The 17,205-nt window shown below is 59.4% G+C and carries 20 protein-coding genes and 1 pseudogene; 9 read left to right on the top strand and 12 right to left on the bottom strand.

Annotated elements, in window-relative coordinates:
* Positions 1 to 101: 101 nt before the first annotated feature.
* Positions 102 to 335, top strand: a complete 234-nt coding sequence (locus tag FJ970_RS19595) for a helix-turn-helix domain-containing protein (protein WP_140765736.1) — start codon at positions 102 to 104, stop codon at positions 333 to 335.
* Positions 336 to 1,743: 1,408 nt separating this feature from the next.
* Here the strand turns inward: FJ970_RS19595 and FJ970_RS19590 are convergent.
* The 3 genes from FJ970_RS19590 to FJ970_RS19580 all read right to left on the bottom strand — a co-directional run bounded on the left by FJ970_RS19590 (position 1,744) and on the right by FJ970_RS19580 (position 3,414).
* A complete protein-coding gene (locus tag FJ970_RS19590; protein ID WP_140765738.1) occupies positions 1,744 to 2,133 on the bottom strand; it encodes a response regulator in 390 nt (129 codons plus the stop codon).
* A gap of 79 nt (positions 2,134 to 2,212) precedes the next feature.
* Positions 2,213 to 2,455, bottom strand: coding sequence for a DUF982 domain-containing protein (locus FJ970_RS19585; RefSeq protein ID WP_140765760.1), 243 nt, complete (start codon positions 2,453 to 2,455; stop codon positions 2,213 to 2,215).
* Between the two features lie 695 nt (positions 2,456 to 3,150).
* Positions 3,151 to 3,414 carry a hypothetical protein gene (locus FJ970_RS19580; protein WP_140765740.1) on the bottom strand — a complete coding sequence of 88 codons (264 nt, stop codon included), beginning with the start codon at positions 3,412 to 3,414 and terminating at the stop codon, positions 3,151 to 3,153.
* 166 nt (positions 3,415 to 3,580) lie between these two features.
* Here FJ970_RS19580 and FJ970_RS19575 point away from each other — a divergent pair, with 166 nt between their 5' ends.
* On the top strand, positions 3,581 to 3,811 hold the full coding sequence (locus tag FJ970_RS19575; RefSeq protein WP_227791853.1) for a helix-turn-helix domain-containing protein: 231 nt from the start codon (positions 3,581 to 3,583) through the stop codon (positions 3,809 to 3,811).
* Here FJ970_RS19575 and FJ970_RS19570 read toward each other — a convergent pair.
* Together FJ970_RS19570 and traA are read right to left on the bottom strand one after the other, a co-directional pair.
* A complete protein-coding gene (locus FJ970_RS19570; RefSeq protein WP_140765742.1) occupies positions 3,802 to 4,005 on the bottom strand; it encodes a helix-turn-helix transcriptional regulator in 204 nt (67 codons plus the stop codon). The genes FJ970_RS19575 and FJ970_RS19570 overlap by 10 nt on opposite strands.
* 127 nt (positions 4,006 to 4,132) lie before the next feature.
* Positions 4,133 to 7,180, bottom strand: coding sequence for a Ti-type conjugative transfer relaxase TraA (traA, locus tag FJ970_RS19565; protein ID WP_140765744.1), 3,048 nt, complete (start codon positions 7,178 to 7,180; stop codon positions 4,133 to 4,135).
* 172 nt (positions 7,181 to 7,352) lie between these two features.
* Between traA and FJ970_RS19560 the strand changes: the two genes are divergently transcribed.
* On the top strand, positions 7,353 to 7,679 hold the full coding sequence (locus FJ970_RS19560) for a conjugal transfer protein TraD (RefSeq protein ID WP_140765746.1): 327 nt from the start codon (positions 7,353 to 7,355) through the stop codon (positions 7,677 to 7,679).
* Position 7,680: 1 nt separating this feature from the next.
* Complete coding sequence (locus tag FJ970_RS19555) at positions 7,681 to 7,935, top strand: conjugal transfer protein TraD (RefSeq protein WP_140765748.1); 255 nt, start codon at positions 7,681 to 7,683, stop codon at positions 7,933 to 7,935.
* Positions 7,936 to 8,048: 113 nt separating this feature from the next.
* On the opposite strand, the gene FJ970_RS19550 is transcribed toward FJ970_RS19555, so the two are convergent.
* The 3 genes from FJ970_RS19550 to FJ970_RS19540 form a co-directional block, all read right to left on the bottom strand.
* The gene (locus tag FJ970_RS19550; RefSeq protein WP_210243085.1) at positions 8,049 to 8,435 is read right to left on the bottom strand and encodes a hypothetical protein; all 387 of its coding nucleotides are present in this window, start codon (positions 8,433 to 8,435) and stop codon (positions 8,049 to 8,051) included.
* On the bottom strand, positions 8,435 to 8,629 hold the full coding sequence (locus tag FJ970_RS33660; protein ID WP_265336183.1) for an aminotransferase class III-fold pyridoxal phosphate-dependent enzyme: 195 nt from the start codon (positions 8,627 to 8,629) through the stop codon (positions 8,435 to 8,437). Before FJ970_RS33660 ends, FJ970_RS19550 begins: the two co-directional genes overlap by 1 nt.
* A 424-nt stretch (positions 8,630 to 9,053) precedes the next feature.
* On the bottom strand, positions 9,054 to 9,335 hold the full coding sequence (locus tag FJ970_RS19540; protein WP_140765750.1) for a hypothetical protein: 282 nt from the start codon (positions 9,333 to 9,335) through the stop codon (positions 9,054 to 9,056).
* A gap of 589 nt (positions 9,336 to 9,924) precedes the next feature.
* Between FJ970_RS19540 and FJ970_RS19535 the strand changes: the two genes are divergently transcribed.
* The 4 genes from FJ970_RS19535 to FJ970_RS19520 all read left to right on the top strand — a co-directional run bounded on the left by FJ970_RS19535 (position 9,925) and on the right by FJ970_RS19520 (position 12,409).
* Entirely contained in the window at positions 9,925 to 10,110 is a 186-nt protein-coding gene (locus FJ970_RS19535; RefSeq protein WP_140765752.1) for a hypothetical protein, read from the top strand.
* A 311-nt stretch (positions 10,111 to 10,421) separates the two neighbouring features.
* Positions 10,422 to 10,727, top strand: coding sequence for a hypothetical protein (locus tag FJ970_RS19530; RefSeq protein ID WP_140765754.1), 306 nt, complete (start codon positions 10,422 to 10,424; stop codon positions 10,725 to 10,727).
* 13 nt (positions 10,728 to 10,740) lie between these two features.
* Positions 10,741 to 11,049 carry a GlsB/YeaQ/YmgE family stress response membrane protein gene (locus tag FJ970_RS19525; RefSeq protein ID WP_140765756.1) on the top strand — a complete coding sequence of 103 codons (309 nt, stop codon included), beginning with the start codon at positions 10,741 to 10,743 and terminating at the stop codon, positions 11,047 to 11,049.
* A 298-nt stretch (positions 11,050 to 11,347) separates the two neighbouring features.
* Positions 11,348 to 12,409 (top strand): tyrosine-type recombinase/integrase, encoded by a 1,062-nt coding sequence (locus tag FJ970_RS19520; RefSeq protein WP_227791851.1) that lies wholly within the window; start codon positions 11,348 to 11,350, stop codon positions 12,407 to 12,409.
* Between the two features lie 528 nt (positions 12,410 to 12,937).
* Here FJ970_RS19520 and FJ970_RS19515 read toward each other — a convergent pair.
* Positions 12,938 to 13,963 carry an ABC transporter permease gene (locus tag FJ970_RS19515; protein ID WP_140765541.1) on the bottom strand — a complete coding sequence of 342 codons (1,026 nt, stop codon included), beginning with the start codon at positions 13,961 to 13,963 and terminating at the stop codon, positions 12,938 to 12,940.
* A 13-nt stretch (positions 13,964 to 13,976) separates the two neighbouring features.
* A complete protein-coding gene (locus FJ970_RS19510; protein ID WP_265336235.1) occupies positions 13,977 to 15,389 on the bottom strand; it encodes a sugar ABC transporter ATP-binding protein in 1,413 nt (470 codons plus the stop codon).
* On the opposite strand from FJ970_RS19510, the gene FJ970_RS19505 reads away from it, so the two are divergent.
* The gene (locus FJ970_RS19505) at positions 15,366 to 15,521 is read left to right on the top strand and encodes a hypothetical protein (protein WP_227792221.1); all 156 of its coding nucleotides are present in this window, start codon (positions 15,366 to 15,368) and stop codon (positions 15,519 to 15,521) included. The genes FJ970_RS19510 and FJ970_RS19505 overlap by 24 nt on opposite strands.
* A 50-nt stretch (positions 15,522 to 15,571) precedes the next feature.
* Here the strand turns inward: FJ970_RS19505 and FJ970_RS19500 are convergent, their stop codons facing one another.
* Together FJ970_RS19500 and FJ970_RS19495 are read right to left on the bottom strand one after the other, a co-directional pair.
* Positions 15,572 to 16,591: a sugar ABC transporter substrate-binding protein gene (locus FJ970_RS19500; RefSeq protein WP_140765539.1), complete on the bottom strand. Its 1,020-nt coding sequence runs from the start codon at positions 16,589 to 16,591 to the stop codon at positions 15,572 to 15,574.
* A 312-nt stretch (positions 16,592 to 16,903) separates the two neighbouring features.
* A pseudogene (locus FJ970_RS19495) lies at positions 16,904 to 17,092 on the bottom strand (transposase); the annotation flags it as partial.
* Positions 17,093 to 17,205 lie beyond the last annotated feature (113 nt).

Here is a 17,205-nt window from a genome sequence, read left to right as displayed (position 1 = left end):
CGTTTGTGGCTCCCGTGTTAGCTGCGAGGATGCTAGCACAACAAATCTTTGTAGAGAATACTCCGTGGTGAAATACTCTTCAAATCGTTGATCTCCCACCCATGGAGATACGTGAGGTATTCGCTCGGAATTTGCGAACGGCCCGACTAGCCAAAGGCCTGTCGCAGGAGGAGCTTGCACACCGTGCCGACATTGATCGTACGTACATCAGTTCCCTGGAGAGAGGTGTCTACAACGCCAGCATTGATGTGGCCGATCGCCTCGCCAAGGCGTTGGAAATCGAAGTGGCGGAGTTGCTCTCCAGAAAAAAGTCGACGTCGATTAACCGACATTAGGCGGGCTAATGCAGTCAACGAGGTCGGATATGGGGATGGATTTGTGCAAGCGGCGTTGGAGCTGAAATAGCACGTGGCCGTTGACCTGCGCTGCTCCTTCGGCAATTGCGACCAGCGAAGTCACATTCATCCGCAGCTAGATGTCGCAATGAGTGGTTCTGGCTAGGGGTGAAAAACGGCCGCTTTGCGCCTTGTCCGCGACATCCATGGAGACCCTTTCTAATGACCAGAAGCGGCGGTTCGGTCAGGTCGGCGGTGCATCCGGCAACCGAAACGGGACGTGGATTCAACTTTGATCAACGTCCTCGAAAATCGAGCGCGCATTCGAATTGCTTGCCTTCGTCGGTGAAGACGGAGGCGTCGCCGAATTCGTCACCAGATGGGGTCCGTGGGTCGGCTTGACGAAGGAGTTAGGTTCGTCGGGAAGGCGCCGAGAAAGTGATCATGAACGCAGCCTACCCACACCAAGGGCGTGGTGTCGGCGGACAGGATGTGGAGCCGCAGGCAAAAGGCACAGCCAACCCTTCTGACACCAATACGTCGCCCACATCTTGGCCGTCGGCAAAGAGTGAGCCACAACTTCGCCCGTAGTTGCACCTGTCGGTGCCCTCCGTCCCTGCCGGGCAAGAACACGGAACCATCTTCAACTCCACCTTCGCGGCGGCAACCAGTTCTTGGAGGCGCGCCTTCGCACGACGCCCAAGGTTCCCTCCGCTTCGCACCTTGGCTCAATGCTTTCGGGGGGCATTGAAGCCGACCAGCCGGGTACCCTTCGTAGAACCGCTGAGCCGAATGGTATCGCCGTCCGTAATGGTGAACTGTGTTCTGGCAAGTGGCACCCTGTCCCCAGCTACGTCTGATCTGGCAAAGGATGGCATGCTCGGCCAAGTTACGTGCCCGCCCTTGACAACGAACGGGTAGATCAGGGGCGCGACGACCAATGCCAGAACGATCCCAAAGGTTCTCACGAACCGGGCTGCCAAGTACCGGGCCTCACGAGCAATCGGTCTTCGCCAGCGGCGCGGTTGCCAGCGTGGCGACGATAGGGGCTTTTTCGCGCGCGGCTGCGATGGTGCGTTGGCAGTGCGGGGCCGATGGTCTCGTAGAGCTTGGACCATTGCTTCGCGCTCAGCCGCATGCGTGGGCCGTAATTCACCAGACGGTCACGCATGTCGAGGAGGAATTGACGTTACCATTGGCTGAGGTGGCCACCAACAAGCGCAGCCTCGATACGGGACATCAGATCGTCGTCAGGCCCCATCAGGATAGCCCCACTCGTCCTCACGATATCGGGCAGCCGCTTATGTGTGAATAGGTGAGGCGCAGAACCCCTTCCACTGTGGCACTGATTGTCCTCCTCAGGCCCCCTGGAGTTCTCCCCAAGGTGTGGCCGAGGGGGCCAGGGTAGTCAGGAGATCCCCAGAGAGGAAGCAGAGTTCAGCAAGGTGGCCAGCGCAGTGATAACCTGGGCCATGACGAACGGCTTGGAGATCATGATGCTGTTCGGCACCCCTTCTGACGGCCAATCGTCTGCACCATGGCCGCTCATGTAGACGATGGGAAGGGTGGGCCTAGCGACCCTTGCATGACGGGCGATATCCCAGCCGGTAGCGCCCTCCCCGAGCCTTATGTCCGTCAAAACAGCCGAGATGCGCTCTGGATCAAGATCAAACGTCTCTATCGCAGTGGCAGCGTTAAACGCTGACGCGACTTCGAACCCCGCCTCGACCAAGGATTGTTCAACGTCCCAGAGTAGAATGCCCTCATCCTCAACCAATAGGATGACACCTGATGACATACGAGTGCCGTTTTTGCTGGAGTTCCCCACGGCTTAATGGGCCGCATGAGCATTTGTTCCCCCGCGTCAATAACATTTGTTACTCAGGTAGCAGCACCCCCTCCTCCTTGGCAGCCAGCCGGAAGCACCTTCGGACCTCCTGAGGTGTCGCCTGATCGGCAAGTGATGCCATGCACACGCGCACCGCTCGGTTCCAGTGAGGGCCACGTTTGGTCCACTTCATGAGTTCTGCAGTGGCAGTCTCGGTGTTGCTGACTTGGAACCTGACGCCGGCCTGGCTGGTCGATACGGTTACCGCTGAGGAGAACCAATGGAGGGAGATGGCGGCTTCCTTTTGGTTGCAAGTTCGTGGGCGACCTCGGCCTTGTTAAGTTACTCCAGTAGAGCCCCGAATGGCGCAGGAATAGACAACTCTACGGTCAAGCCCAAGAGCCTCCGGAGCTGCGTTTGGAAGTCTTTCGAAGTGATGAGCCGAAGCCATACCGCCCGATCAATCAGAAAGATTGCAGTCATGAGGAGGTCCCGATCTGTCCTCGCTCATAACTTAACTTGGTCTAGAGTGTTCCAGAGGCGTCAGTATTTGGTTGAAATTTATCAGTGACCGCACTTGACTCGCGAAGATCGAACACCAGGAACACGTCATCCACGGTTGCGATACTGATCATCAACTCGATCAGCTCACAGTCAGTCTGGGCTAGCTGAGGACACTTCCTACGAACAGCTTCGAGGGTCGCTTTAACGGAGACGACACTGCCCACGGGGGCGTCCTTCAACACTGCATGGATGACGTCCTGAGCGGAGTGTGACCGAAGACCGGATATCTGAGTACCCATGATCGCCTCCTACCCCAGGCGGCGATTCGTGGGGTCATTTTCTGAAAAAATCAAGAGGCGAAATCGTACCAAAACGGGTCAGAATATTTGATGGAAATTTCTGAGCGGGTGATTGGATCACTGGCATGCGCGACTTCCCCCCGTACCCCCTCATCTTACCGCGCATGCTACGCAAATTGGTTCTCTAGCGTTCGTTTCGCCAATCCTGACTTGATCCCTGATTATCCGGGCCGCCTCTCATTCGGCTCAAGATGAACAAGGCGATTACGCCACCTACAATTGCGCCGAAAATGCCGCCAACGGCAAGTTCTCCCAGCGCCTTGCCTAACTCAAAGGTGCCGAATTTGTCTGCCAGAGTGGCAGTTATAACTAGACCCGTCGGAAGTCCTACGACAATTCCGAGGATAAGAACAATGACGGTAGTTGCTATTTCACCGGCAGCTTTCATTGACTTGCCCTTTGTTAGGACCTGCCGGTCTCCTATAGCGTCTGTCGAATGTAGGGCACGTTAATCCCGGCTGAACGTCGGCACGCTCGGAAGCGAAGGAAGCCTGGGCGGCATGCTGGGGGCCTTGAGCGAAGCAGATCAACGAAAATCGTATCGATGTTGCGAAATGAACATCGTTCAGTGCAAGATGGCGCGGGTTGCCCTCGGTTGGGGGACGAGAGACTTGGCTCGCAATGCCGGCGTCTCACCAGATACTGTCGCTCGGTTTGAACGGGGAGAACAACTCAAGGACGCTACCATTCCCGCCCTCCGGACCACATTTGAAGCCGCTGGGATCGAGTTTATTCCAGAGAATGGCGGTGGCCCTGGTGTTCGTTCGTCTCGCAGTCAGACCTGACGCTCAATTCGCCATGCAGCCGGATTGCCGACCCACCGATTGATATCGGATTCTCTCCAACCCGCCCCGTTTGTGCTGATCTTGATCTGAGCCGGGAACGTGCCTTCGGCGATTTTCCGGTACATCGTTGAGCGGGACAAGCCGGTCCGCGCGAGGACGGTCCGAAGGCGAATGATACGATCCGGTTCAGGCATGGCTGCTTTGCCTTTCCTTGAGAGCATTTGGCACCTGCTGAAACCAGACAGGACGACCAAGTCCGCGCGCAATCCGATTTGTCATCTCATCGATCTGGAGCGTGGAAACGGCGGCAAATCGGAGGGCTCAGAGTCCAAGGCTACGGCCTCTGCCGATGCCGTGGCTGAATGCGAGTTCCACACCAAGGCGCCGGCCGGATTCGACTTGGATACCAAGCGCTTTTTTATGATTGGCAAGCAGGGATTCAAGCTGAGGATCGCGCTCGAGGCTCTTTGCCATTTCCGACATAGCCGAGCGCGTTGATCTGTAGCCCGACATGTCGCCGGCCTGATATTGGACCTGGCTCGTTCGGTCGAGCTTTTGCCAGCGTTCCACGAAACGGTCTGCGCGGCGACCCGGATCGGTGTCCAGTCCGGTGCGGATTTCCGTTTCAAGCTGGAGAGCCAGCACGACGCGGTTGACGCGGCCGGCTCCCGCTTCACGGACCAGCTCGGGATTCTTGACGTAGGCTGCTTCGGCATCGCGCCAGCCATGAGGCCGAACCTTCTCGAACGCGGTGCGGGCATCTTTCAGTTCTTGCATCTGGTCGGGACTGCCCTGCCCGTCGGCAGTTCCGCTGCGAAGGATCACGTCGATCGCGCGCGCGTGTCGCACAAGGGCCTTCGTGCGAGCGTTGCGCAACGCCGCTTCCGCGTCCACCGGTGCATCCGTATCGCGCTGCGCGCCTCTGGTGGAAGTTTCTATTCCTGGCACGGGGCCGGGATCGCCGTATTGCCTTCCACCGTCTCCCCTTCCCGGTCGTCGGCCACGGTCCTGGCTGGGCTCGGCGTCTCCAGGCGAGCGCAACCCGTCGAGCAGCCCGTCGATCCTGTCGCGTAGCTTTTCCGGAACAATCCGGCGCACGATCTCGACCACACGCTGGCGGAAGGTGATGCCACGCCGCTCGGCATAGCTCTGCGCCGGGTCGATTTGCTCATAGTCGGATGCCATATCCTTGGCGCGGTCGCGTGACAGCGAACGGTCCAGCCGGTCCCGCGTGGCGAAGTCATCGCTCGCGTAATGCAGGTCCGTGACATCTCGATGCCGCGACAGTGCGACGTAGCTGCCATGCGCATCCATGCCTGGCGTGGCCAGCACATGGGTGCGGTCGACTGTCATGCCCTGCGCTTTGTGGATGGTGGCCGCATACCCGTGGTCGAAGTGAGCATAGTCTTTCAGGTCGAAGCGCACCGACCTGCCATCGTCGGTGTGCACGGCCATGCTTTGTGTGCTGACCTCTTCGATCATACCAAGGGTGCCGTTCTTGACGCCAAGCCCGCGCTCGTTGCGCAGGAACATGATGCGGTCGCCACTGGCAAAGGTCCTTGCACCGCGTTCGACATCCACCTGAACATCGTCGCCGAGATCGCCGGCAGCGCGCATGCGCTCGCGTGCTGCCTGGTTGAGCGCGCGCACCTCGTCGTTTGTGTGAGTGAGAATGATTCTGCTTGCTTCTGGCTCTGCCTGCCTGTCGCGATCCCAGCGTTCGACCAGTTCGCTGCGCGCCTCGTTGCGCGTCGCGGCCTGATGCACCATGCCTCTGTCGTCGTAGGCGATGATCGCAGCGCCGATCCTGCCGGTTGCCAGATCGCGCGTGGCATCTCGCTGCCAGTCCTCGCGCTGCCGGCGCACCTGGCCGATCTCGACGCCACCATGCCGCTCATGAATCGAACGGAACGCAGCGCCGGCCTCGATCGCCTGCAGCTGCTGCGGATCGCCTACGAGGACAATCTTCGCGCCAACGTTGGCGGCATGGGAAAGCACGCGCTCCAACTGGCGCGTGCCGACCATGCCGGCCTCGTCGATCACCAGGACATCGCGGGCGGTCAGCAGATCGCGTCCCTGTCCCCAGCTATGCTCCATACTGGCGATGGTGCGTGACGAGATGCCTGATCCGCCTTCCAGATTCTCGGCCGCGATACCGGAGAGTGCCGCGCCTCGAACCTCATAGCCCGCCGCTGCCCATGCCTGGCGCGCAACACCCAGCATGGCGCTCTTGCCCGTGCCGGCAAAGCCGACAACGACACCAAGACCGCAGCCATCTGTGATGTGATCCAGCGCATCAGTTTGCTCGCCTGACAGGACAAGACCGCGTTGCGCAGCCCGCGTCAGCGCTGCCTCGCGATGCGCATCACTCACCGCATGGCGCCCCTGACCAGCCATGTGGTCCGCTGCGCGATGGAGACGCTGTTCGGTCTCGATCATCTGCCTGGTGGTGAAGCGATCTTCACCGCGTCCGTCCTTGCCTAGTTCAATCAGATCGGGTGCGTTGCTGATGGCTGCCACAACCTTGTTGAACTGCTCCATTCCGTCGCTGTGGCGATGCGCGAACTTCGCAATGTCTTTTCGGGTGAACGTCGATTGCTGATGCGTGATGGCATCCAGCGCCACGGATGGATCGGCAATGATGCGCGCGCCATTGTTGCGTGAGATGTCCCGATGCAGTTCGGCGCGATCGGCTCCGATGTCGGCGGCGTCGAGGCCGCTGCCTTCAATGCGTTGGGCTGGTGCTCCGATCTGTGTCTGCGGCTCCAAGGCAATGCCCTGCGCTTCCAGACTGCGATGATCGATGCGGGCGTCGATGTCGAGTTCGGCCAGACGCTCATTGGCCAGCTCCGCCCATCGCTCGCGCCAGCGCTCGACCAACTCCGTGCGGTTCCAGTCCCGCACCTTCGCCCCGAAACCGTCCTCGTCGACCGACCGCATGGTGAGCATGACATGGGCATGCGGTTTGGGACTGCCATCCTCTGCCCTGTCCCAATGCACGTTGAGATCGGCGACCATTCCCTGGCTGACAAACTCCGCCTGAACGAAGTCGCGCGCCAAATCGATGCCCTGCGCCTGGCTCAGTTCACGCGGCAGGGCGAACTCGACCTCGCGGGCAAGCTGCGCATCCTTGCGCACCTCGAAGGCTTCAACGTCGTTCCAGAGCCGCTCGCGATCGCTCCAGGCTTCCGGCGCATTGTCCGGCAGCATCACCTCGGAATGGACGACACCGCGCTTGGCCGAGAAGTCATGAGTGCGTTCGATGCGCTCGTCACGCAGCCGCGAGGCCGAGCGGTAGGCGGCCGACGCTACGGCACTCGAGCCTGCCTTGCGGCCAATGACCTTGACGTGAAGATGATAGATCGCCATCGCGACAGGATCATTTGCACGGCAAAGCGCACGTCGGCACGACGTATAAGCGCGCCCTCCCTCGAAAAATTCTCGGGATGGACCAGCCCGTCCCGGGCTGTCTCGGCAACCCTGAAGCCTTCTCGCAGACGCTCCCCTATCATCCCTGCATCGACAATCGATGGAGACGGCCATGCGTAAACCACGGGACTTCGACGCGGAACTGAAGGCACTGGAAGACAAGGCGCGGGAACTCAAGACGCGAAAGGTGCAGCAGCTTGGCGAGCTGGTGATCGCCACCGGCGCCGATCAACTCAGCACCGACGAACTGGCCGGCGCGTTGGTCGCACTCGCCGAGACGAAGGACACTGCAAAGCGTGAGGCATGGGCCAAGCGTGGGGCGATGTTTTTCGAGAGCAGGCTCCGGCGAACTGCTCCGGTATCTCAACGCAACCTGCGCAGCGCTCCAGCGCAACCGGGCAGCCCGCTATCGCCGGCAAGCGGCACGGGCTCGGCATGACATGCGCAGCTGGCAAGTCGAGCGCCGCAAGCGCACCCGTCAGTTGATTGAACTCGGTGGACTCGTCGTCAAGGCACGTATCGTGGAGCTGACCAACGACGATCGCGCCATCATCTATGGAGCGATGGTCTGGATCGCCGCCAAGCTCCAGAGCCATGAAGGTGAGCATGCGCGGGATCTATGGATCGCGAAGGGAGAGCAGGCGTTCAATGCAGAACAGCATGAGAAGCAAAAGGGCCAGCCAACGCAACGATAGTTGGCGAGTGGCGGGCGGCGCGAAGCCCCGCGCACCGTAGCCTCGCCAGCGGACGACGTTGCGTTTAGAGATGTGGAATGTCTCAATTGGGGCCGTCTGCGAACACTCCGCTATCAAGGCATTTCTGAAAAAGCTGCCGTTGCGCACGCGACCTGCTCAGAGACGGTTTCCCAAAAAGGAGCGATAGCTCTCCGATGACATTCACTCGGATGGTCATTTGGCGCCGGTGCTCTCGGCCCATTGAGATTGAGCGAACCATCGAACGCCGAGATCGGGTGATGAGGGTGCCGCCGTCCGGAAGCTGCGCGCGAAGCCGTCGACCATGTGTCGAGATCTGCCATCGACAGGCAGAGCGGCGGGCACATTCTGATGACGTAGCGATAGGGGCCCGAGCGGCTGGCGACAAGGCCGTGGCGCCGGGTCTCTTCACAGACCTGCAGCGTTGCCTCAGGCGCCGGTTCCTTGCTTGTGCGGTCCTTCACCAGCTCGATGCCTAGCATCAGGCCTGTCCCCTTATGTCACCGATCAACGGGAATTCCTTCCTGAGGAGCTGCAGCCTTTCCTTCAGCGCGCCGCCGACCGTGGCGGCGTTCTCCTGTAGCCGCTCCTCGCGCATCACCTTGAGCACGGCGCGTCCAGCGGCACAGGCGACCGGATTGGCGCCGTAGGTATGAAACAGGAACTTGTCGGCCACGGACTTCGCGACGGCGCGCTTGGCGATCACCGCCCGGAGTGGGATGCCGTGCCGACGCCCTTGGCGACGGATCTGCGAATGCCTGTTGCCCGGAAGGCGCTCAATATCTGAGCCATTGCGACTGCAAATGTTATCAGTCCAGCGCCGATGTGAATTGTGGATCCTATGCCTATTGCCACTAATTTTAACCGACTGACGGTCCATCTCGGGCTGACATTGAAGAAGCTGAAGACAGCGGGCTGGCTGTCTTCAGCTGGTTGTAGCTGATCCCCATCTTTGACGGGCCGATCGGCGGGACATTGCCGATCGGGGTTATCCGATAGAGAGACACTGACGTTTCGATTCCTGATAGGGCCGTTCAATGTACCACGTGAAGGGGGACAAACAGCTAGCCTTCATTTGTCCGTGTTTGCGCAGGCTGGCCTTAGCCACCCATCTTCTTCGCCATTGCGCAGAAATCGGCGTGCGATTTGTTAAGTGTGGTATCGCCACAGTCTTTCAACACGGCCTTCTTTTCATCGGGCTTCATGGACATCCAAGCGGTCTTGAAATCCTTCTCCGACCTCAACGTTTTCATGCCTGCATCGGTGAAGAACGGGGACATCTTGGCAGGATCGTCGAGAGCGGATGTGTTGCTAGCGGCGAGTGCTGAACCAGTCATCATCACAACCGTCAGCGCGCCCATGGTGAGCATCTTTATGTTCATTTGATCCTCCGTACAGGTCATTGAAAATGACCATCACGGGAAACGTGCATCTCCCAACTCAGTTCCAACGCACACACGTTGGCAACGTGCCGCGTAGTCGGCCGTCATCCAAGAAAGGCGCGCATGCTAGAGGACAACCTAAACAAGAGGGCTCCTCCATGATCACGCCGCTTGACGCCCATTCGTCGGACGCTACATTTGCCGCGCGGCGGACCTATCGGAACGCCACCGGCCGGCGCTCGTTTTAGACCCCAAGCCCCCGCCCAATGAGCGCCGGCCGACCATAACCCTGATCACGAAACTTTCCTGAAGCTTAGCTATAGCTCTAGGGTGCCCTCGCCGCGTCGAAAGCCCACTGCAAGCAACAGCGGAATGTTCCACGTCCGTCGGGATGTCGTCATTTCTGTAGCCGGATGGTATGCAGGCGTCACCACGGAGCGAGAGCCTTGCGCTTCTCACTGTAAAAATGGGAACCCTGCAAACTGCCCGGCTTGGCGGTAGTGTCTCAGTTCGAATTTTGAGGGGGCAAAACCCGTTGTCGCGATCCGGCCCAAACTCCTATATGCTTAGTGCAAGCATGGGATCTTCAATGGCCTACACCGTCATTTGGTATGGGCGAAAAGGCATCATCGACAAGGTGACCTTTGACGCTGAGAAGGTGGCGAAGGATCATGCAATGGCCATGTTCCAAGCTCGAAGAGGCGACGATGGGGCTGTATCCGTTGAGGTCCGCAAGGACAACGGGACCGTTGTCTTTAGCCATGCCGAGAACTAGTGCTGGCGGAGCGCCGTCGGAATCGAGTTTGACAGCATCGCGACATGGCGGCTGTCGTCGAGAGCCGTGACGGGGAGTTCGGCCGCAACTCCGAGCAACTCGATCCCGACCAGTTCGCGTTGGTTGGAAGACCTCGACACTGATATCGCGCGCATCTAGGAAAGCCGCCGTTCGTATCGTCCGACCAATCAGTATTGTGAGGAACGCGCTTGTTGGACTGATTGCCTGGAGCCTCGAGCCGACCTGATATGATCCGTCACCCATGTTAGCAATCTCTTGACGATGAGGTTCACTGCGCCAGAATCATAATCATGGTGCGGGAAATCAAAATCGGTGACACCGTGGGGATCAGCGCCACGGCAGGCAAGAGGATCGAGGATCGCGTCACCTTGATTGTCCGGACGGCCCTGCATCCCAATTCGATCATCAATCCGATCGCCAAGCCGGGCGACAAGCTTAGGTTCGACGGCGAGGTCGTTTACGTCGACGAGGAGTTAGGCCGTGTCACAGTGCAGGCGCTTGGACGCGTCACGGTCGACACCAACACGGTCAAACTGGTGAAGAAATACAGGCCGCCGAAAGGGGCGCGGCCGCTGATTGACGCGCCGAGCTACTAGGGAGGGTCACACCATGTATCTGTCGAACCAGAGCATCATTGTCATATTGGTGGTCGGCCTTATCGCCGGATGGTTGGCTGGAAAGATCGTGCGGGGGGCCGGCTTTGGTCTGATCGCTGACATAGCAATCGGGATCATCGGCGCGTTCATCGGTGATTGGCTGCTACCTCGCTTAGGCATCCATCTTGGGACTGGAACGATCAGCTTGATAGTAAACGCCACCGTCGGCGCGATTGTGCTTCTCCTCATCATCCGGTTGGTTGCTGGTGGCGGTCGTTTCGGCAGCGCATGGAGTGGCCGATTTGGCCGTCGGTGGTGGTAGCCCACGGAATCGGCCTTCCATGTCATACCGTCGATATTCCAGCCGAGAAGCGCACGCCAAATCGCGACTGCACCGTATAGCTCCGCATCACTCAGCATCGGTTGTCGAATACCAGCCACCCTGCGGATCAACCTCATCCTTCATCGGGGCCACGGCCACTCTATGCTCTTGATTTTTCAGCATTTTTCGTTTAGCATCAAATTGTTAGAACCTACCGAGTGCACACAAATTTACGCCGGAATACGACCCTTTTCGCCACGTTTCGATCTCTCAGTGCACACGGAGCGCACACGAAAATATGGCCACCTACACAAAGCTCTCGTCCGGTTCCTGGCGTGTCCAAGTCCGTCGCAAAGGTCGCTACGTCAGCGAGACCTTCCTGCGCCGAGACGACGCACGGCGCTGGGCGACCGAAACCGAGCGCCAAGTCGATCGCGGTGAGACGCCGACCAAGTCCCGTATAGCGCGCCTGAAAACGTTCGGCGATCTCATTGACCTTCATATCGACGACATGTGCGATGTAGGCAAGTCCCCTCGCCGCTCCAAGGCCGCTGCCCTCGATATGCTCCGACGGCATCTGGGGAAATGCAACCTCGCAGCGCTCGATCGCGAACGGCTCATTCGTTTTGGTCGTGATCGCGCCGCCCAAGGTGCCGGACCGATGACCGTCGGTATCGACATCGGCTTTATAAAACTTGTTCTGACACACGCCGCTGCGGTCCACGGCCTGCCCGTCAAGGTCGAACCGGTTGATTTCGCGCGCGTCGCCCTAACGAGGCTCGGTCTCGTTGGCAAAGGCCAGCAGCGCGATAGACGACCGACACAGGAAGAACTCGACAAGCTAATTGATCATTTCGACGCAAACCCTCGCCAAATTGCACCGATTAGCCAGATCATTCGGTTCGCCGTCGCAACCGCGATGCGCCAGGAAGAAATCTGCAAGGTGCGTTGGTCCGACTTGGAATCTCGCTCGCGCATGCTCCTCATCCGTGACCGTAAAGATCCGCGAAACAAAAATGGCAACAATCAGCGCATACCGCTGTTTGCGGCATCTGGATACGATGCATGGGCCATTGTCGAGGAGCAGCGGGGAAGGCGCAGCAATGACGATGATCGAATTTTCCCATTTAATCATAAGTCAATAGGCACTGCCTTCCGTCGAGGGTGCGCAGAGCTGAACATCCACGACCTTCATTTTCATGACTTGCGTCACGAAGGCACGAGCCGTCTTTTCGAAGCTGGGTTTACAATTGAACAGGTCGCGCTGGTCACAGGGCACAAAGATTGGAAGATGCTACGGCGCTACACGCATCTAAGACCGGAGATGCTTCATACCATCCAAGCAGCGAGGGCAGCGTAGTTGGCGAAAGTGAGGTTGGTTGCTCAGCAAAGACTGCTATCTCGAGCGGGTAAGAAAGCGCATGCCCATCGATTGCTGCGGTTACGACATGCCGCTTCAAAGACAGCCTCAACGGCTCTTTTTTTCTCAGGCTGGATGTGTAGGGCGGGTCCAGTCTGTTCGCCGGCAAGCCTCATTGCGGGCGACGATCTTCACCACCGGATCATGCCGCCAGCAATACTCTCCTCCCCATAGCGCGGCGCGTGCCGAGACTACCGGGGAGATGCTTTGCGCACACATTGCCGAAGCGCTGGAGCAGCGGTACGGCAAATAGCAACTCTACTGCAGCAGCGCCGAGGCGTCGCTGGACTTCAAGTCGCACCGAGTGCACAGGAACGCACGCGGTAATGCGATGCCTTTCGCCATGACGGCTGAGCGCACCCAGCGCACACGAGTTGCCATCTAAACTTCGGCCGGTGAAAAGCCCAAATCTGTCGCAAGAGCCAGTGCCGGGAAGCCGCAGTCTGGCCCCTTAGTAACCGCTGGGCATCAGACGCGTTCCCGATCACGTAGATTCTGCACATAGACATTGATGATCAGCGCGACGAGCAGAATGATCCCCCGGATGAGGATTTTCAAAAAACTGTCGATCTGGACGTGATCGAGGCCATTGTTGAGAACGCCGAGTATGCACAGGCCGATGATCGTGTTGCCAATCCCGCCACGGCCGCCAAAGAGGCTGGTGCCACCGACCACCACCGCTGCGATGGCGTCGAGCAGATATCCGTCGAACTCGTTCTGCTGGGCGCTGCCGAAATGCGCCACGCCAATCATCCCGGCGACACCGGAACAGACCGCTGAAATGACCATCACCGCGCCTAAGACCAGTTTGACGTTGACGCCGGAATATTCCGCCGCTTCGCGGTTGCCACCGACCATGTAGATATATCGGCCGAAGCGCGTGTAGGTCAAAACAATATGACCGACCAACAGGAATACGCCCAGCACGATGATGATCCAAGGAAATCCGCCTATCGTGCCGGAACCCATCATCGTAACCAGATCGGGAACGGCATAGGCGATCTGGCCGCGCACCAAAAGCGCGCAAATGCCAGCGCCGATCTGCATCATGGCCAGTGTCATGATGAACGAGGGAATTCCAATCAGCGTCGTGCCAAAGGCGTTGACCAGGCCCAGGAAGGCGCAGATGAGCAGCGCCAACCCGATCGCCGCATAGCCTGGCAGGGGAATGTTGGGAATGTTGACGTATGATTCCTGCATTGTGAAATAAGCAACGGCAATGCCGGTGGCATTGGCGATAGCCGCCACAGAAAGATCTATCTCGGCGCAGAGGATGACAAAAGTGAGCCCCACCGCGATGACGCCCGTGACGGAAATCTGCGTCAGCACGTTGACCCCGTTGTCGACGCTGAGGAAAGATGGGCTGGCGATGCTGAAGAACGCGAGCAGGATGATCAGCGTGGCGAACGGCGCAATGTTGCGCATCCGGTTGCGCAGGAAGGCGCCGGCCCGCGACTGCGACCCTTTCAAGGTTTCTTGAACTGGCATGATCATAGGGCGTTCTTCCTCAAGCGGCGTCGAGTAGCCGGTCCTTGCTGATCGTTTCGCCGGCGAACTCGCGCACGATCCGGCCTTTCTTCATGACGATGATACGGTCGGCGAGCGACAGGACGGTTTCGGGCTCGGCCGAGACAACGATGACAGCAAGGCCCTGGTCGCGCAACGCACGCACTATCTTCACGACATCGTCTTTGGCGCCAACATCCATGCCTCGGGTCGGCTCGCTCAAGATCAGCACCTTAGGGATGTATGTCAGCCATTTCGCCAGCGCGACCTTCTGCTGGTTGCCGCCGGAAAGACTGGAGAGCAGCGCCATCACATTCGGCGGACGGATATTTAGCAGTTCGACTTGGCGGCTGGCGATCTCGCGTTCCACTGCCAGGTTCAACCAGAGGCGCGAGATGCGGCCAAGCACGCTGATCGAGACATTCTTATAGACCGGTTCCTGGTAAAACAGCATGGAACGCCGGCTCTCCGGAACGAAGGCTATTCCCGCGCGACGAGCGTGCGCCGTATTGCGGAAACGTTTCGCCGCGCCCTCGATGGCCAACATCCCGGTGCTCGGCTTGAGCTTGCCGAACAGTGTCCGCGCCAGTTCGACTTGGCCGCACCCCATAAAGCCGTAGATGCCGAGAATCTCGCCGGCCCGCGCATCGAGGGACACATCGGCGACCGCGCCTCCTACCGTAAGATTTCTCGCTGAAAGGACGACGGGCGCCTCGGACTTGCTGTTGAGGGCGATGGCGCCGGTATAGCTTTCCTCCAACTCCTCGTGACCGCTGCCGATCATACGTTCGATAACCCAGCCTTTGTCGACCGAGGCCGCGGCTTCTGTGACGACACGGCGGCCATTCCGGAAGACGGTCACCGTGTCCGAAACCGAGAGGATGTCGTCGAGAAAATGGGAAATGAAGACGATGCTGCGGCCGCTTGCACGAACACTGCGAAGCACCTCGAACAGGCGATGCACCTCAGGGGGTGACAGCGCCGAAGTAGGTTCGTCTAGTATGATGATCCGCGCCCCCGAGAAGAGCACGCGTGCGAGTTCAACTAGCTGCTGAAGGCCAATCGACAACGACCCCATCGACGCACGGGGATCGACCTCAATGCCAAGGCTGGCGAGTTGTTGCCGGGCTGCGGACACCATGCCGGGCCAATCGATCAGCCCTCCCTTCGTCGGCTGTTTGCCGAGGAACACGTTTTCAGCGACGGTTAGATCGGGAACGACGCTCAGTTCCTGATGCACCATGCCGATGCCGGCCGCAAGCGCGTCTCGGGTCGAGCGGAAATGGACCTGCTCTCCGTCGATGAACATGCGGCCGTTATATTCGGCGTGCACACCGGCGATGATCTTCATCAGGGTCGATTTGCCGGCGCCGTTTTCCCCAACGAGCCCATGGATCTCGCCGGCGCGCAACACGAAATCCACATCGTGAAGCGCGACCACGCCGCCGAAGGATTTCGATATCCCATCCATGCGAAGGCGTGGCGCGACCTCTTGCAAGGCGGCTTCAGTTTGAGCGTTCATGCTGTCCGCGTGGCGATTGTCTAGTGGCTGGGCGAATGGCTGGCGAATGATCCGCCAGCCATTTGGGACGAAGATCAGATCAGGAAATGGTCTTCCATCCATTGCATGCCGGCGGCATTTTCCTTGGTAACCACGGGACCGTCGGCTACAACGCTTTTCGGGATTCCTTCGCCCGACTTCTCGCCACCTGTCACGGCGGCGACGCCGGCGACAATGGCGCCGCCATGAATACGGCAGGATGGATTGCGCACGGTGGCGTGCATGCGACCTTCGGCAACGGCGGCTATTGCAGGGGGCATGGCGTCGCAACCGCCGATCTTGATGTTGGTCCGGTTATGGGCCTTCATGACGTTGTACGCCGCAAGCGCCATGTCGTCATTGTGGAAATAAGCCGCGTCGATCTGCGGATATTTCGTAAGATAGGTCTCCCATAGCCGCGCCACCTTGGTGACGTCCCAGTCGGCCGGCTGGTTTTCCAGAACTTCGATGTCGGGATGCTGCTTGACGACGGATTCGAAGCCCCGGTTTCGCCCTTGAGCACCCGTGTGGCCGAGCGCGCCCTGCGTGGTGATGACCTTGCCCTTGCCGCCAATGGCGGTGATGAGCGCCTGTGTCACCGATGATCCCATGAACTCATTATCCGGCGCGATGAAGCTGTGCACATTGATCTTGTCGAGTGGCGCAATCAGCGTATCCATGTCGATGACCGGGATCCCGGCGTCGATCATCTTTTGCACCGGCTGCACCAGCGTGCCGATGCCAAACGCCTGGATCGCCACGAAGTCCCATTTCTGGGAAGCCATGTTGTCGATCGCCGCGCGCTGCTTTACCGCATCGAGTTCGCCGTCGAACCAAGTCACCTCAACGTTGAACAGTTTGCCCCAGTATTCCGCCGCCGCCTTGCCCTGGGCGCACCAAGTCGCCTGAAGTCCGGCGTTCGAGAACGCTGCCTTGAGCGACTTTTCGGAACGGCCTGAGGCAGCGGCGGCGGCGCGGGCCTGGCTGATCCCGAAGCCGCCCAGAAGAGCAGCGGCGCCGCCAACAGCCGCTGCTGTCAGAAAATTACGTCGATCGTCGTCTATTGTGTTTTTCATAATTCCTCCCAGTACGGGTCATGGAAATGCGACCCGTGGAGGCATTATGGCCCCGCCGATGTTGCGGTCAAGGTTCCGAGACAACGTCGCTCGACTCGTCGCGGAATTCAGTGATTGGCGTTCGACGTCAGAGCCCTGGCGCGTCCCGGAACCGACAACCATAAACAAGTGACGCATCCGGACAGCCCACCGCCGAACCGTGGCATGTGCGTCGGCAGCCTCCAGGACCCGAGGCAACCTGTGTGCTTCGGGGGTGAGATTCATGCGTTTGGAGTGGCTATCACGAAAGCATGGCCGTCCGGGTCGGATCGTGTCCCGGTCGCGGTAGCCGTTGCGCTGGGCGAGCCGCAGCGGGTTCTTCTCGCCATAGCCGGCGCCGGTGGCCGCGCCCACCTCCATTTCCATCAGCCGCTCGGCGGCAAAGCCGATCATCTCGCGCAGCAGATCGGCATCCGGGGTCTTCTCCACGAGCGTGCGCAGGTTCATCATGTCGTCGGTCATCGGTGGTCCTTCCGAAATGGGGTTGGCGTCAACAACCAAACCCTACCGGAAAACGCCGATGACCACCGACACCCCGCTCACTCGCTACAGCGCTACTAACGGCGCGCTCGCGA

The organism is Mesorhizobium sp. B2-1-8, from assembly GCF_006442545.2.
In the GTDB taxonomy this organism is placed as follows: domain Bacteria; phylum Pseudomonadota; class Alphaproteobacteria; order Rhizobiales; family Rhizobiaceae; genus Mesorhizobium.
The sequence above is the reverse complement of the archived record's forward strand: the minus strand, read 5'-3'. Positions and strand labels throughout refer to the sequence as shown.

Bases quoted from the DNA above. Each gene is read 5' to 3' on its own strand.
- FJ970_RS19505 (WP_227792221.1), top strand. From the start codon at position 15,366: ATGGATCTCGCCGGCGCGCAACACGAAATCCACATCGTGAAGCGCGAC.
- traA (WP_140765744.1), bottom strand. From the start codon at position 7,180: ATGGCGATCTATCATCTTCACGTCAAGGTCATTGGCCGCAAGGCAGGC.
- FJ970_RS19525 (WP_140765756.1), top strand. From the start codon at position 10,741: ATGTATCTGTCGAACCAGAGCATCATTGTCATATTGGTGGTCGGCCTT.
- FJ970_RS19540 (WP_140765750.1), bottom strand. From the start codon at position 9,335: ATGAACATAAAGATGCTCACCATGGGCGCGCTGACGGTTGTGATGATG.
- FJ970_RS19555 (WP_140765748.1), top strand. From the start codon at position 7,681: ATGCGCAGCTGGCAAGTCGAGCGCCGCAAGCGCACCCGTCAGTTGATT.
- FJ970_RS19520 (WP_227791851.1), top strand. From the start codon at position 11,348: ATGGCCACCTACACAAAGCTCTCGTCCGGTTCCTGGCGTGTCCAAGTC.
- FJ970_RS19550 (WP_210243085.1), bottom strand. From the start codon at position 8,435: ATGCTAGGCATCGAGCTGGTGAAGGACCGCACAAGCAAGGAACCGGCG.
- FJ970_RS19595 (WP_140765736.1), top strand. From the start codon at position 102: ATGGAGATACGTGAGGTATTCGCTCGGAATTTGCGAACGGCCCGACTA.
- FJ970_RS19590 (WP_140765738.1), bottom strand. From the start codon at position 2,133: ATGTCATCAGGTGTCATCCTATTGGTTGAGGATGAGGGCATTCTACTC.
- FJ970_RS19500 (WP_140765539.1), bottom strand. From the start codon at position 16,591: ATGAAAAACACAATAGACGACGATCGACGTAATTTTCTGACAGCAGCG.
- FJ970_RS19575 (WP_227791853.1), top strand. From the start codon at position 3,581: ATGAACATCGTTCAGTGCAAGATGGCGCGGGTTGCCCTCGGTTGGGGG.
- FJ970_RS19570 (WP_140765742.1), bottom strand. From the start codon at position 4,005: ATGCCTGAACCGGATCGTATCATTCGCCTTCGGACCGTCCTCGCGCGG.
- FJ970_RS19515 (WP_140765541.1), bottom strand. From the start codon at position 13,963: ATGATCATGCCAGTTCAAGAAACCTTGAAAGGGTCGCAGTCGCGGGCC.
- FJ970_RS19530 (WP_140765754.1), top strand. From the start codon at position 10,422: ATGGTGCGGGAAATCAAAATCGGTGACACCGTGGGGATCAGCGCCACG.
- FJ970_RS19560 (WP_140765746.1), top strand. From the start codon at position 7,353: ATGCGTAAACCACGGGACTTCGACGCGGAACTGAAGGCACTGGAAGAC.
- FJ970_RS19535 (WP_140765752.1), top strand. From the start codon at position 9,925: ATGGCCTACACCGTCATTTGGTATGGGCGAAAAGGCATCATCGACAAG.
- FJ970_RS19580 (WP_140765740.1), bottom strand. From the start codon at position 3,414: ATGAAAGCTGCCGGTGAAATAGCAACTACCGTCATTGTTCTTATCCTC.